13 protein-coding genes are annotated in these 14048 nt (G+C 49.7%); 10 read left to right on the forward strand and 3 right to left on the reverse strand.

All coding sequences use genetic code 11. From position 1 onward, the window contains the following. Window positions 1-9 precede the first annotated feature (9 nt). The 3 genes from EZMO1_RS07700 to EZMO1_RS07710 all read left to right on the forward strand — a co-directional run bounded on the left by EZMO1_RS07700 (window position 10) and on the right by EZMO1_RS07710 (window position 2524). Window positions 10-510, forward strand: coding sequence for an FKBP-type peptidyl-prolyl cis-trans isomerase (locus EZMO1_RS07700; protein ID WP_476700504.1), 501 nt, complete (start codon window positions 10-12; stop codon window positions 508-510). Continuing rightward, on the forward strand, window positions 510-1457 hold the full coding sequence (gene ispH / locus EZMO1_RS07705; protein ID WP_034874309.1) for a 4-hydroxy-3-methylbut-2-enyl diphosphate reductase: 948 nt from the start codon (window positions 510-512) through the stop codon (window positions 1455-1457). The genes EZMO1_RS07700 and ispH overlap by 1 nt, the downstream gene beginning before the upstream one ends. A 212-nt stretch (window positions 1458-1669) precedes the next feature. Further along, entirely contained in the window at window positions 1670-2524 is an 855-nt protein-coding gene (locus EZMO1_RS07710) for a D-hexose-6-phosphate mutarotase (protein ID WP_034874307.1), read from the forward strand. Between the two features lie 159 nt (window positions 2525-2683). Here EZMO1_RS07710 and EZMO1_RS07715 read toward each other — a convergent pair whose 3' ends face one another. Both EZMO1_RS07715 and EZMO1_RS07720 read right to left on the reverse strand, forming a co-directional pair. Further along, window positions 2684-3124 (reverse strand): type IV pilin protein, encoded by a 441-nt coding sequence (locus EZMO1_RS07715; RefSeq protein ID WP_082211844.1) that lies wholly within the window; start codon window positions 3122-3124, stop codon window positions 2684-2686. Window positions 3125-3276: 152 nt separating this feature from the next. Continuing rightward, window positions 3277-3513: a transposase gene (locus tag EZMO1_RS07720; RefSeq protein WP_145912525.1), complete on the reverse strand. Its 237-nt coding sequence runs from the start codon at window positions 3511-3513 to the stop codon at window positions 3277-3279. A 78-nt stretch (window positions 3514-3591) separates the two neighbouring features. Here EZMO1_RS07720 and EZMO1_RS07730 point away from each other — a divergent pair. Together EZMO1_RS07730 and EZMO1_RS26615 are read left to right on the forward strand one after the other, a co-directional pair. Further along, window positions 3592-5162, forward strand: a protein-coding gene (locus tag EZMO1_RS07730; RefSeq protein WP_145912526.1) for an IS3 family transposase whose coding sequence is annotated in 2 segments (ribosomal slippage) — window positions 3592-4066 and window positions 4066-5162 — 1572 coding nt in all. Because the reading frame shifts where the segments join, the coding sequence is not laid out codon by codon here. Between the two features lie 368 nt (window positions 5163-5530). Further along, window positions 5531-5689 (forward strand): hypothetical protein, encoded by a 159-nt coding sequence (locus EZMO1_RS26615; protein ID WP_160173990.1) that lies wholly within the window; start codon window positions 5531-5533, stop codon window positions 5687-5689. A 101-nt stretch (window positions 5690-5790) separates the two neighbouring features. Here EZMO1_RS26615 and EZMO1_RS07735 read toward each other — a convergent pair whose 3' ends face one another. Continuing rightward, the gene (locus EZMO1_RS07735; protein WP_160174144.1) at window positions 5791-6273 is read right to left on the reverse strand and encodes a GspH/FimT family pseudopilin; all 483 of its coding nucleotides are present in this window, start codon (window positions 6271-6273) and stop codon (window positions 5791-5793) included. 266 nt (window positions 6274-6539) lie between these two features. On the opposite strand from EZMO1_RS07735, the gene EZMO1_RS07740 reads away from it, so the two are divergent. From EZMO1_RS07740 to EZMO1_RS07760, 5 genes are read left to right on the forward strand one after another with little or no spacing between them, the layout of a single operon-like run. Continuing rightward, window positions 6540-7061 carry a GspH/FimT family pseudopilin gene (locus tag EZMO1_RS07740; RefSeq protein ID WP_051790814.1) on the forward strand — a complete coding sequence of 174 codons (522 nt, stop codon included), beginning with the start codon at window positions 6540-6542 and terminating at the stop codon, window positions 7059-7061. 22 nt (window positions 7062-7083) lie between these two features. Further along, the gene (gene pilV, locus EZMO1_RS07745; RefSeq protein ID WP_051790812.1) at window positions 7084-7584 is read left to right on the forward strand and encodes a type IV pilus modification protein PilV; all 501 of its coding nucleotides are present in this window, start codon (window positions 7084-7086) and stop codon (window positions 7582-7584) included. Beyond that, a complete protein-coding gene (locus EZMO1_RS07750) occupies window positions 7581-8621 on the forward strand; it encodes a PilW family protein (protein ID WP_034880270.1) in 1041 nt (346 codons plus the stop codon). The genes pilV and EZMO1_RS07750 overlap by 4 nt, the downstream gene beginning before the upstream one ends. After that, window positions 8618-9211: a pilus assembly PilX family protein gene (locus tag EZMO1_RS07755; RefSeq protein WP_051790811.1), complete on the forward strand. Its 594-nt coding sequence runs from the start codon at window positions 8618-8620 to the stop codon at window positions 9209-9211. The genes EZMO1_RS07750 and EZMO1_RS07755 overlap by 4 nt, the downstream gene beginning before the upstream one ends. 57 nt (window positions 9212-9268) lie before the next feature. Further along, complete coding sequence (locus tag EZMO1_RS07760) at window positions 9269-14029, forward strand: pilus assembly protein (RefSeq protein WP_061509359.1); 4761 nt, start codon at window positions 9269-9271, stop codon at window positions 14027-14029. Window positions 14030-14048: the final 19 nt, after the last annotated feature.

A 14048-nucleotide genomic window follows, 5' to 3' on the forward strand; every position in this document is an offset into this window, starting at 1 on the left:
TGTGTTGAAGTGCCCGGTCAGAGCTGGGCGCTGGATGACCGGGCGGGAATGATAATAACAATGTCAGAAGTCTCTGCATTAGCAGTAGGAGCAGGTCGCCGGGTCACCCTGCATTTTGCACTCAAACTGGATGACGGTCAGGTAGTCGATAGCAATTTTGACGGGCAACCTGTTACTTTTGTTGTTGGCGATGGCAACCTGCCGGAAGGTTTTGAACAGGTCTTGTCAGGCATGAGTGCCGGGGACGAAGGGGTTTTCAGAATTCCTCCATCCCGGGCTTTTGGTATGCCCAATCCCACAAATCATCAAACGTTTCCACGCTCCCGTTTTGCCAGCGATATCGAACTTCAGAACGGTCTGGTGATGTCGTTTAAAGACGCTGCCAACAGTGAGCTGGCCGGTGTAGTCACCGATTTTGATGATGAACGTGTCAACGTAGATTTTAATCACCCTCTGGCAGGCAAAGAGTTACTGTTTCAGGTGCGGGTGATTCAGGTAGAGAATTCATAATGAAAATCAGGCTGGCTAACCCCCGTGGCTTCTGCGCCGGTGTCGATAGAGCCATTGATATTGTCAATCGGGCGCTGGATGTGTTTGGTCCCCCTATTTATGTGCGCCACGAGGTCGTGCATAACAAATATGTGGTGGAAAACCTGAAGCAGCGCGGCGCTATTTTTGTTGAAGAACTGGATCAGGTGCCGGACGATGTGATCGTCATTTTTAGCGCCCACGGTGTGCCTCAATCGGTTGAAGAAGAGGCAGATCGTCGTGGACTCAAAGTTTTTGATGCTTCCTGTCCACTGGTTAAAAAAGTCCATATGGAAGTGGTGCGTTATTCCCGTGCCGGCAAAGAGTGCGTACTGATTGGTCACGACGGCCATCCGGAAGTGCAGGGCACTATGGGACAGTACGACGGGAACAAAGGCGGCAGAATGTATCTGGTCGAAACCGCTGATGATGTCGCCGGTCTGGAGGTTCAGAATCCTGACCACCTTGCTTATGTCACACAGACCACTTTGTCCATGAATGATACGGCTGTTGTTATTGAAGCACTGCGCGAGAAGTTTCCTGATATTCAGGGCCCACGCAAGGATGATATCTGCTATGCCACCCAGAACCGGCAGGATGCGGTGCGGGCACTGGCCGACGAATGCGATATGGTACTGGTGGTCGGCTCGGTGAACAGTTCCAATTCCAACCGGCTGCGCGAGCTGGCTGAACGTTCCGGAGCCAGTGCCTACCTTGTGGACGGTGCTGATGACATTGATCCGGCCTGGTTGCAGGGTAAACAGGCGATTGGTATTACCGCAGGGGCTTCGGCACCGGAGGTTCTGGTTCAGGGTGTGATCAATCGTTTACAGTCACTCGGGGCAGAGATGCCAGAAGAACTGGAAGGTGAAGAAGAGAATATTGTTTTCACCATGCCCAAAGAGTTGCGTTTGGTAGAGGTCAGTTAAATACCTGTTATTCATTGATTTGATAGATTATTTATCTGTTGGGCTGGCTGGTGTTGGTTTTTATTGCGGTTTTGTAACATTTGCCTGAATCTTGATCGGATTGAATCGCTAATTGATCAGAGTAGGTGTTAATCCGTAGTTTCATTATCAAACCGACCAAGTACATTGATGCCGGTCAATAATGAACACATGGGAATTGAGGAACTCCAGCAATGGAAGGAACGCAAATTACTCAGAGACTGATTAATAAAATAGCAGTACTGGATATTGAGAATGCTTTTGCCCGTGCAGTGGTTTCCCTCCATGGTGGCCAGGTATTGAGCTTTCAGCCTCATGGCGAAGAGAAAGTATTGTGGCTGAGCCCGGATGCAGCCTATGGCGAAGGCAAAGCGATTCGTGGCGGTATTCCGATTTGCTGGCCGTGGTTCAGTAAACGTGCTGAAGGCGGGCCGAATCATGGTTTTGCCCGTACTAACCTCTGGCGTTTAAAAGAACAGAATACTCTGCAAACGGGTGAAACACGTCTTCTGTTGTCTTTACCGGAGACGACACATGCCGCCTGGGACGGTTCTGCCAGTCTGGAAACCGAAATTATTATCGGTAAAGAGCTGAAAGTCAGCCTGATTATGCAGAACATTGGTGATCAGCCGGTGGCGATCAGTCAGGCACTGCATACTTACTTTAATGTGTCGGATGTGGAAGCGGTTACCGTGGAAGGTCTGGCAGGCAGACGTTATCTGGACGAAGCGGATAATCAGAAAGCCTATGTTCAGCAGGGTGATGTGACGCTGCAAGGTGAAGTGGACAGGGCTTACCTGAACACCAGCGATACCTGCACCATTATTGATCCGGGTCTTAAGCGCAAAATTGTGATTCGCAAGTCGGGCAGTAACGGTACCATTGTCTGGAACCCCGGTGCAGAGCTGGCTCGCCAGATGGCGGATGTGCCTGATGAAGGTTACCGTCATATGGTCTGTGTTGAAACGGCGACACTGCCCGCTTTGGCCGTGCAACTGGAGCCGCAGCAAACCCACACCATTTCTACCTGTATTTCGGTGGTTCGCTGATTTTTAAAACCAGTGACATTGGGCACGAGCGGAATGTGTTTGTGCCCTTTAGAGGAACTCACAGCATGGTGACTTTCTGATAGGGTAAAAATACCTGTCAGCAGGCTCACCGTGTTGGGAGCTTACCCTGAAGGGCATAAACGCTTCGCTCATCCCAGTTTACAGCTCTTGGTCTTCAGGGGGGAGTTCAGAGCAGGTTTCGCCCTCCGGGCAGGTAGAATCCTTGAACACTTCAAACGTCTTTTTTCCTAGCGAATCAACAGAAATCCAGTGATCGACTTTTACTGTGCCGGTTGGCGTGGCTGACAGGCTATAGCTGGTGGCATCGGCGGATGCAATGGTCAGGGTAAAGTCAGCAGTGCCGTTTTCCGGGCTCTGTGTAGCATAAATGGCTGGGACGCCAATGGCGGAGACATCGCCATTTTCATCCAGTGCCGCCCCCGCATAGGTTCCCGTTTGGGCTCTGTGACGTTCCATTGCCAGTGCCAGTCCGGCCAGTGCAGCTTCGGCACTGTGAGTGGCAGTCGTCGCCACATGTTGCTGGTAACTGGGTATGGCGATAGACAACAGTATCCCCAGAATCACCACAGCGATCATCATCTCAACCAGTGTAAAGCCCTTTTCCGGACTGTTGTCATTTTTATGTTTACGCGAAGACCGACTTTTAACAGGTAGGGCAGAAATTACTACTTTACGGACGGACGATAAGTTATTTTTTAAACACCAGCCCTTTCATGGCGGAGATCAACTTTTCAAGCGGCTATGAAGTTCTCGAATTGAATAGCAGGCTTCCCTGCCTGCACATTTAGGAACACGCCCACGTTATAGGCCAGCAGCTTGCGGGCTATCCGTGCGGTCATATGCCACATGTTACGACAGCCGCTGTACTCAATATCGAAGTAATGCGCCAGCTGCCCTATGACTGTTTCAACCCTGCGCCGAACTCGCATAATCAGTTTTACGAACTTTTTGGGACGGCTATCCTTCATGTTTTCCCCCTGTGTCAGCATAGTTGTCACCTCTTCTGATTTTTAAAAATCTCACAGGGGGCGGTCAGTGAGCAATCAATGGCCAGCTATTCAGAAGAGTTGAAGCAGTCCGTCATTCAGAAGATGATGCCACCTAATAATACGCCTGTATCGCAGTTGGTTCGTGAAACAGGTATCTCTAACTGGACTCTATACAGTTGGCGAAAAAAAGCGTTATCGCAAGGAGTGCCCGTGCCTGGCAACGGTAAAAATCCAGACCTATGGACACCTGAAAATCAGTTAGCTGTCATCATTGAAACAGCGGCATTAAATCAAGCTGAACTGGCTGAATACTGTCGTAAGAAAGGCCTGTTTGCTGAACAAATCCAACAGTGGAAAGAAGGCTTTATCAATCGTAGCCCGGCACAACCTGAAAGTCAGTCGAGTCAGCGTAAAAAGCTGTCTGACGAACACAAAAAAGACAAGCAAACGATTAAAAAACTGGAACGCGAACTCAAGCGCAAGGACAAGGCGTTAGCAGAGACTGCTGCCTTGCTGGTACTCACAAAAAAGGCCCAAGAGATCTGGGGGGAGCCAGAGGACGATTAGTTTCCCTTCCGGATCGACAGAACGCAGTAAAACTGATTGAGCATGCCGTCAGTGATGGTGCTCGCCAATCAAAAGCTTGTCAGGTTGTCGGGCTGTCAGAAAGAACCATTCAGCGATGGACGCAGGAGGGTACAGTGATACCTGACAACCGAAAAAATGCCGACAGGCCAGAACCAGCGAATAAGCTTTCAGATGCTGAGCGACAGGCGATCATAGATGTCTCTAACAGCGAGCGTTTCAAGAGCCTTCCTCCCAGTCAGATTGTTCCTGCACTGGCTGATGAAGGTGAGTACCTTGCGTCTGAGCGGACATTTTACCGAGTGCTCCATGAAGCGGGCCAGCAGAATCGCCGTGGGAAGGCTGCCAGACCTAATCGACATAAGCCGACCTCTTATTGTGCAACAGGCCCTAATCAGGTGTGGACCTGGGATATCACGTATTTAAGGTCTCCGGTAAGGGGCCAGTTCTACTACCTGTATCTCGTGATAGACATCTATAGCCGTATGATTGTCACTTGGGAAGTTCATGAAGTTGAGTCAGCTGAGTATGCATCCGAAATGATCACGAAAGCTTGTATAAAACGGGGTATCGGGGCGATGGAGTCACCGTTGGTTTTACACTCTGATAATGGCAGTGCAATGAAGGGCGGAACGATGCTGTCAACGCTGCAAAGTCTGGGCGTGGTGACCTCTTTCAGTCGCCCACGGGTCAGTGATGACAATCCATATTCTGAGGCTATATTCAGAACATTGAAGTACCGGCCTGGTTACCCCCGAAGTCCGTTTGCAGATCTGGAAGCTGCACGCAACTGGGTACATGGCTTCACTCAGTGGTACAACGAAGAGCATAAGCACAGCGGGCTGAAATTTCTGACACCAGCCCAGAGACACAGGGGAGAAGCGAATGAGCTTCTAAATAATCGTAAAGAGGTTTACGAACTTGCAAAGCAGCGTCATCCGGAGCGTTGGGGAAAGCGTTCAACAAGAGACTGGAATCTTGACTGTGAAGTCTGGTTGAATCCGGACAGGTCGATCACTGGTCAACAAAAGGAAGTTGCGTAAGATGAGGCGACAACTTTGTTGACAAATACCGGGAGCAAAACTGCGAGCTGACGAATAGAAATCGGATATGAGGCTGTCTGCGTGAGGACGAGTCAGCATGTGATGACGAAGTCCCATACTCATCCGGACACTCGGACAGTAAATCCGGCAGTTGTGCAGGGAAGGCGGTGTAACTTACCTCGGGAGGTCTGTCTGGTGTCTGATATTTCAGACTGAGGTCATCGTAAGATGTCCTGATCGCCATACAGAAGTCAGCAGACGGCATAGTAGCTGGCGAAGTCAGTGAAGGCCTGAACGGTTAGAGCGGTGATTAGTTTCTGTTTCTCGATATATCGGACGCAGACAAAGGCCAGCAAACACTGGTGCTCATGCCAAGCGGTGACGGCGGAACCGAAAGCTGCAAGGTCATAAGAGCTGAGACTATATCGGCATTACAGGATTACAAAAGCCCGGCGGGTGGTGTGAGTCATATGTCTTGTATCACTGACCCTTCCATTGTCATGTTTGTGCTGATGGTAGACGCTTAACTAACCGAAACGCCCAGTACGGACCCGTACGCTGGGTGTTGTGGGAGGAGTGGAGCCGCGAGGCTCCACCCTATCCCGATTCAGGGTGAAGCCTTTTGTCTTTACTGGCATGACAAGGCACCTCCCATTCTTGGCTGCCCTGAACCATTTAGAAGAATGCCTCTGGCAAAGTTGATTCCCCGTTCATCACACAGGCTGATTGTATTGGTTGTTGCACTGCCATCGGCACTGAAGGTAATAGAAGGCGTATTATGAAGAAAGTGTCCGTCACTCAGCTCTTGATATGTTTGGATAGTCTCATTAGCTGTGTTATCGCGGATAATAAAACCATTACTCCAGTCGCTGTTGTCTTCACAGGTGTCCAGGGTTATTGAGCCGCAAACAACCACATCAGAATGCCTTGCCGCCGCTTCACTGCGGGCGTATAGAATGGCACCGTAAATCTGGTTGATCTCTGCTGTCAGGTTGCGATCCTGAATGCTGGTTTGAAAACTGGGATAGGCAATCGCTGCCAGAATAGAAAGAATGGCGATGGTGAAAAGCAGTTCCAGCAGAGTGAATCCTTTAACTCTGAACTTATTCATGACATCCATGTAAACGACGCTTTATTGTTTTTCTGGTGGTCAGGTTTGAGCGATTCCAACACAGTTAATGAAAAGGTGTTATGTATTCCCGACAAACGGCATGATCAGGTCGATAAACTGCAGTCATCGGTTTGACACGAAACACTGAACAACGGCGACTTCCTCTCATCCCGTGATCTGCACCACTGGTGCCAGCTGTAGTGTCAGTACCAGAAAGTCAGGGCTAGATTGGAATTAGGAACACAGACTATTCCACGGACAGGATTATGCAGTACGTGTCTGGGCAGTCGGGCCTTACCCTTCCCGAAGTCGTTATTACACTGTTGATTTCAGCCATTCTGGTTTCAATGGCTTCCCCTTCTTTAAAAAATCTCGTTGTCAGCCAGCGTGTTTCTTCTGTTGCCCAGGAAATTTATACCAGTTTTGCACTGGCTCGCAGTGAGGCGGTAAAGCGTCGTAGTGCGGTATCTCTTTGTGCTTCCAATGATGGTGTGATCTGTAACAGCAGTGGTGATGACTGGAGTTCCGGCTGGGTCATTTTTACTGATGCGGATGCTGATGGTGTGTTGGAAGCCGGTGATCAGCGATTAAGGGTTTTTCCTGCACAGCCTGACAGCCTGTTTCTGGAATGGAACCAGGGGGTGAATGCCGGTTTCAACAGCAAAGGCTATGCCCGCAAGGCGGGTACTTTTACGTTATGTGAGGCAGGTCTGGGCGGTGATCAGGTCAGACAGGTGGTGGTCAGTCTTACGGGTCGGGTTCGGGTCACGGAACCTGACAGTTGCTGATTGAAAGCATAAGGAGCGTGTTATGCCGGTAAGCAAACGTTCATATAACAGGTCATCAGGTGTCGGACTGATCGAAGTGCTGGCAGCCATGCTGATTATTTCCATCGGTGTGCTGGGTATTGTCGGGCTGCAAACCAAAAGCCTGCAACACAATCAGATGGCTTATCTACGCTCGCAGGCAGTGATTATTGGAAATGACATGATGGACCGGATTCGGGTTAATCGTAGTCTGTCGTCAGTCTCGGACAACTATGTTGTTGAACTGGAGCAGTTAACCACGGATCGATGTGAGCCGGAAGCTTACCCGGATGGTTGTGAGTCAGGCAGCTGTACACCCGCTGAGCTGGCTGAATACGACATCAGGCAATGGAAGTTTCAGTTGGCCTGCCTGCTACCTGACAGTGATGGCAGCATCGCTATTGAGGCGTCCTCTTCCGGGCGCATCTATGTGATTACCATGCAGTTTGATGAAAGCAGGGGACAGCAGCCTGTTCGTGAAGTAGTAATAAGGAGTGCGCTTTGAAACGCTGTGCCGGTGCTTCACTGGTTGAACTGTTAGTCGCCATGGCGCTGGGACTGTTTCTGATAGCAGGCATTGGTCATCTGTTTCTGAGTGCAAACCGTACCTACATGCTGCAGGATGAGTTATCAAGGATTCAGGAGAACGCCCGCTTTGCGATGGATCTGCTCTCCCGTGATATCCGCATGGCGGGTTATACCGGATGCCCTGAAGCAACGTCGCTGGCCAATGTGCTGTTTACCAGTACTGACAGCCGGGAATGGATGACGCACTTCGATAAAGGCATTCTTGGTATTTCGACAGCCAACAAAAGCCGTATTGACAGTTCTGCCATTTCAGAAGCCATTGTCATTCATAAGCTGGATGCTGAACAGGGGCTGACGGTTAACAGTCATTCTTCCTCATCGGCCCTGTTGAATGTTACCAGTCATGGTTACGATCAGGGCGATGTTCTGGCGCTGGTGCATCCCGGTTGTGATCAGATCTCGGTTTTTAAAGCCATGGAGGCTACCAGTGGTTCATCAATCTCGCACGCTGCGGGTTTGTCCGGTTCGCTCTATAACTGCACCTCGCAGCTGAAGGGAGACTTTAACTGTATGGACAGTGCTTCGGCAGCTGAGCCATACAACCATAAAGGTTCGATGCTGTTTCCTGTCCGTTCTGTGGCGTACTACCTGCGAACCAGTAATGGCCGGCCCAACCTTTATCGTAAATTTGCCGGTGAATATACCTCCGGGAGTGCCCGTTATGCAGAGTCTCTTCTGGAAGGCATCGAAGGGTTGTCGTTTCTGTATGGCTATGACTCCGATGGTAACCGGACTCCGGACCAGTATCGGACAGCAGATTCTATCGGCCTGTTCAGTGCTGACTGGATGAATGTGGTCAGTGTTCGCCTTGAACTGCTTGTACGGAGTTTGTCGGAAATTACTGAAGAACCCCAGCCGTATCTGTTTGCCGGTACGGAAATAACGCCAACAGATCATTACATACGTCGTAACTTTGTGATGACCATCGAGCTGAGAAACAGGGTGCAACCATGAGTAGCGGGACAGGGACGTTAAAAGTGGCAACCGTCATTTCCGCTGGAAAAGAACAGGGCAGTGTATTACTGGTGAGCCTTGTGTTGCTGTTGATTCTGACCATCGCGGGATTGGCATCCATTCGGGTCACCAGTCTTGAAGAGAAAATGACCGGTAACTACCGCAATGAACAGTTAGCCTTCCATTCTGCTGAAGTGGGAGTGCTGGAGGCTGAGTCCTTTGTGGCAGGGACATTGTTGAATGTGTCAGATTTCACATCAACCTGTAACAACGGTTTGTGTTTTGATGGTGTTAATCATTCTGATCCCGGCACCTGTTCTGCCAATGTGTCATCACCCTGGCAGGAACAGGCTTTGTGGAGTGATCCGGATCGTTACCGGACAATGACAATATCTCTGGATGGAATCGCAGCACCGGCAAAATATATTGTGGAGTTTCGTTGTTATCTGCCCAGAGAGACAGAAGGTCCGGAGGCGGATCCAACAGTTTTTGATGACTGGGCCCAGTTCTTTCGGATTACGGTATTGGCAACCGGCGGGTCCGGCGATGCCAGGGTCATGCTACAGACAACCTATAAAAAGAATCTTTAACTGATAAACACTCTGATTCAGTGAAGCCAGATATCAACGCAGAGAAGGAGTACTGCGATGATGAAGTATCTAAAAAATCGTACGACGATATTTTTGTGCGGACTGCTTGTTTCTTCACTGTTTTCCTCTGCACAAGCAGCACCGACATCACAGCTTTATTCCGCGGTTCCCCCGTTGTTAAGCAAAAGTGCCGAGCCTCTGGTGATGCTGGTGATGTCGGTTGATCATGAATTGTTCAAGAAGGCTTATCCGGATTACTCCGATCTGGATGGCGATGGACAACTGGATACTACCTATAACGACCGGTTTGATTACCTCGGGTATTTTGAAAGTAACTGGTGCTATCGCTATAACTCATCATCAGGGCGCTTTGAGCCGGAGATTCTGGCAACGGGTGACAACCAGCATTACTGTGAAAGTTCAGCTTTACACTGGAGCGGTAATTTCCTGAACTGGGCGACCATGTCACGGATTGATATTCTTCGTCGTGTACTCTTTGGTGGTAAACGCTCTACCGACACCAGCAGCTCAACGGTTTTGGAGCGAGCCTATCTGCCCCGGGATATTCATTCGTTTGTTAAGGTCTATAGTGGCTCGAATATCGATAAGCTGACGCCTTATTCCAGTAGTGTCAGTTTGTGTAATCTGGCAACGTCGGAAAACGGTGAGCCTAAAGTCAGAATTGCCAACGGTACATGGAATCGCTGGGCATCGACAGAAGTCAAGCAGTGCCAGTGGGGGGCATCGAACAGTCCGTCAACCCCCTATAAACTGGCTGAGCTGACGGTCAGGGTGAATGCCTGTGTGAATGGTAAGGACGCGGGATCAGGGCGTTGCAGGGAGTACAGTTCAAATCGCTACAAGCCAACAGGTTTATTACAGCGTTATGGAGAAGACGGCAGTATTCGTTTCGGGCTGATCAGTGGCAGTTACGACAAGAATATTTCAGGCGGTCTTCTGCGACGTAATATTTCTAAAATGGGTGGGAACGCAAACACCAATGATAACGAAATAAATGTAACGGATGGCACATTTAATACATCTGTTCAAGGCATCATCCATCATATCAATACCTTTCGTATTGCCAAATACAGTTACAGCCAGAATAAATACACTGATTGCAGTACCTACGGAATTGGTGTCAGTACCTTCAAGTCAGGTCGTTCAACCTATTCTAACCGGCATTGCAGCAACTGGGGGAACCCGATTGCTGAAATGTACCTTGAGGCTTTAAGGTACTTTGCAGGGCGTTCAGCACCGACTTCAGCATTTAATACCAACTCAGATACTGCCTTTGTCAGTAACCTGGCTACTGAAAGCTGGTTAAATCCTATATCGGCTGCCAATGCCTGTGCCAACTGTTCCATCATTCTATTGTCTACCGGTCTGAATTCTTTTGATGCTGATGAGTTGGCCAGCAGTGCAGACTTGCCCGGGTTATCGGGCACTGCTTCTGTGAATACGAAAACGGATGAAGTGGGTAGTTATGAGTATGGCGGAAACTTTGCCGGAGAATACCTGGTGGGAGGTGCCGGTAATACACGGCAGTGTACAGCAAAATATCTGAACCGCCTGTCTGAAGCGAGAGGGCTATGTCCTGAATTACCACAACTGGAAGGCAGTTATCACGTTTCCGGTCTCGCATTCTACGGCAACCAGACAGACTTGAGAGATGATCTTGAGGGTGTGCAGAGTGTTAAAACCTATGCGATTCAGCTCGCAGAAAGCATGCCCGGGTTTACTCTGAATGCCGGTGGTAATCCGGTCACGTTTCAGCCGGTTTGCCATACCAGTTCAAACTTCGGCTCGGGTACAAATTTCTCAGGCAGTGGTAGCGATTGCACGCTGACTGATGTTGTTGTTGAAAACACGGTTCTGGATAACGAGGGGCATCCTGTTGAAGGCAGTTTGCTGTTTACCTGGGAAGACTCGCTATGGGGTAACGACTTTGACTATGATGCGTCATCACGAATCAAGTACTGTGTTGGTAACCAGTGTAACCTGACTTTGGATTCAACTCTGAAAACCACAGGTTTTCTCGCCAATGAGCTGCGCATAGCGGTTCAGGTTGATGGCGTATATGCGGGTTTGAACCTGCGATTCAGCTACACCGTGACAGGCACTTATGAAGACGGGCTCCAGGACGATTATGTTTACAAGGGTTCGTCAAACTTTAAAACCCATAGTTATGTTGCCAATAACAGCGCTGCGGGCGTTTTGCCAAAACCTTTGTACCTTGCTGCCAAATACGGTGGATTCCTTGATATGGATGGCGACGGCACTCCGGCAAACAGTTCCGGTGATAGCCGTGAGTGGGATACCCGCAATAATACGACCGGTTCGATAGGGGCGGACGGGCTGCCAGATAACTATTTCTTTGCCCGCAACCCGGCTCTGCTGGAAGCCCAGTTGGGACAGGTGTTGCAGGATATTGCCAGTCGCGTGTCTTCTGCCACCAATACGGCACTTTTATCAAACAGCAATAACGGTACCGGCGTATTGTATCAGGCACTGTTTCAACCAACACTGGAATACAATGGTCGTACAATTACCTGGGGAGGGCTGCTGCACAGCCTGTTTGTAGACAGCAAGGGGTTGTTACGGGAAGACAGTAACGGTAACGATCAGCTTGATGATTATGCAACGGACTTTATTGTCGAGCTCAAGTTTGACCCTAATGCGAACCAGACTCTGTTGCAGAGGTATTCTACCGAAGATGAAGGAAAGACCCAGACTGTTTCAGGCACGCTGCAGCCGTTGTCTTCATTGAAAACGATTTGGGATGCCAGAGACCAGCTTGCCAGTATTCAGGACGTTGTGACCCAGCGGAATTACGAGTCCACTGCGGATAACGGGCGCTATATCCTGACCTGGCTGGATGAGAACAATGATGGTGTGGTGGATAGTGGCGAAACGTTGCCATTTTCAGCAAGCAGTTTTACTGGCAAGGAAGGTTATCTGGGCGTGCCTGCTTCGGAAGTAACGACCATCGTCAACTATGTCAGGGGTCAGGAGATGGATGGCACCCGGTCACGAACCATTGATTACAATGGCGATGGAATAAACGAAGTCTGGCGTCTGGGAGATATTGTTCACTCAACGCCTCAGCTGGTGGCTGCCCCCGGATCGCGTTTTGATGCGCTGTACAGTGATAAAACCTATGAAACGTTCCGGTCCCATTATCTGAAGCGTCGTCACGTGCTTTATACCGGTGCCAATGATGGCATGCTGCACGCGTTTAACGGCGGCTTTTGGGATGAAAACCACTACGCCTACAAGACTACAGCCGATAACAGTGAAGCCCGACATCCATTAGGCTCCGAATTGTGGGCGTACACACCGATGAACCTGTTGCCACACCTGAGGTGGTTACAGGAATTGAGTTATCCTCATGTTTATTACATGGATGGTGAACCGTTAATATTTGATGCCAATATTTTTGATGCAGACGACAGTAACTATCCCGGTGGCTGGGGAACTCTGCTGGTGGTTGGAATGCGCCTGGGAGGCGGCAACATTGACACTGAAATCGATGGCAACAGTCGTACTATGCGTTCCGCTTATGTGGTACTCGATGTTACCAACCCGGAGGAGCCACCCAGATTGCTGGCGGAAATCTCACACCCAAAACTCGGGCTGACTACGTCTAAACCAGTATTAGTGAAACGTCGTATTCCTGCCACTGACAGTAATGGTGAGGCTGACTGGGACAAAGAAGTACTGACCAATGAATGGCATCTTGTGTTTGCTTCCGGTCCTTACGGCGAAGGAGAAACAGGCATAAGAGCGGCTCTGGATTCTGGAAAGAGTGACCAGAACCTTCGGGTCTTCGCTTATGACCTGAAGCACAGAGCGTTTGTTTCTGGTCTAAACCCCATGGTTTCGAACTTTCCGTCGAGCTATGCCGGAGACATGACCGCGGTGGACTGGAACAATGACTATCAGGACGATGTGATTTACTTTGGCAGTGTGGAAACCAGTTCATTGGAACCCGGTGGCAGGTTGTTAAGGTTGCAGTTGTCTGAACAGATTGCTCAGTCTCAATTGTCCGTTCTGGCCAATAATGGGCAGCCAGTGACCGCAGCACCCTTGACGGTAAAAGATGATAATGATTACTGGGTGTATGCCGGAACCGGACGGCTATTGACGCACAGTGATAACAGCCTGTCTGCCCAGCAATATTATTATGGTCTCAAAGAGCCACTAAACAGCTCTCGGGCTCTGAGTTACAGTACTGTGGGTTTAAGTGGTCTGATCGACACAACGGATGTCGAAATTTTGTCAAACGGGAAGGTGGTTGAAAAGACAAGCACGGGCTACCGTGTGTTTAAGGTGGATGATACAGTCGTCAACAATTTTGACGGGCTCAGGTCGGTTATGCAGTCCAGCTCTGGCTGGAGTATACGACTTAAGCACGACGGTCAGAACCCTTCCGGTAGAAATGTGTCTACAACCAGTCGTTTATTCTCCATGCTGTTTTTTACTGAATACCAGCCATCGTTGAACAGTTGTCGTGCGGATGGGCGTAGTTACCTGAGGGGTGTTCATTATCAGACCGGTACGGCTACACCGGCTGACGTTATTGATTATGCCGAATACAGCGAAGCAGAGGATATTTATGTGTCATTGAATTCATTGCTTTTGGGGATTGGCTATGCGTCAGCGCCGGTGATTCATCAGGGGCAGGAAGGGCGTAGGTCGGCAGTGACCCAGGGAGCAGGTGGCAGTATTGACCGGCGGGTTCTGAATTACGGTTTCTCATCGTCTGGCCGGATGTCCTGGCGGCAGATTTTCGATATCCCCTGGTTAAGCCGGTAAACAGTTAACCTGAAGCTTG

The sequence above is a fragment of the Endozoicomonas montiporae CL-33 genome, assembly GCF_001583435.1.
In the GTDB taxonomy this organism is placed as follows: Bacteria; Pseudomonadota; Gammaproteobacteria; order Pseudomonadales; family Endozoicomonadaceae; genus Endozoicomonas_A; species Endozoicomonas_A montiporae.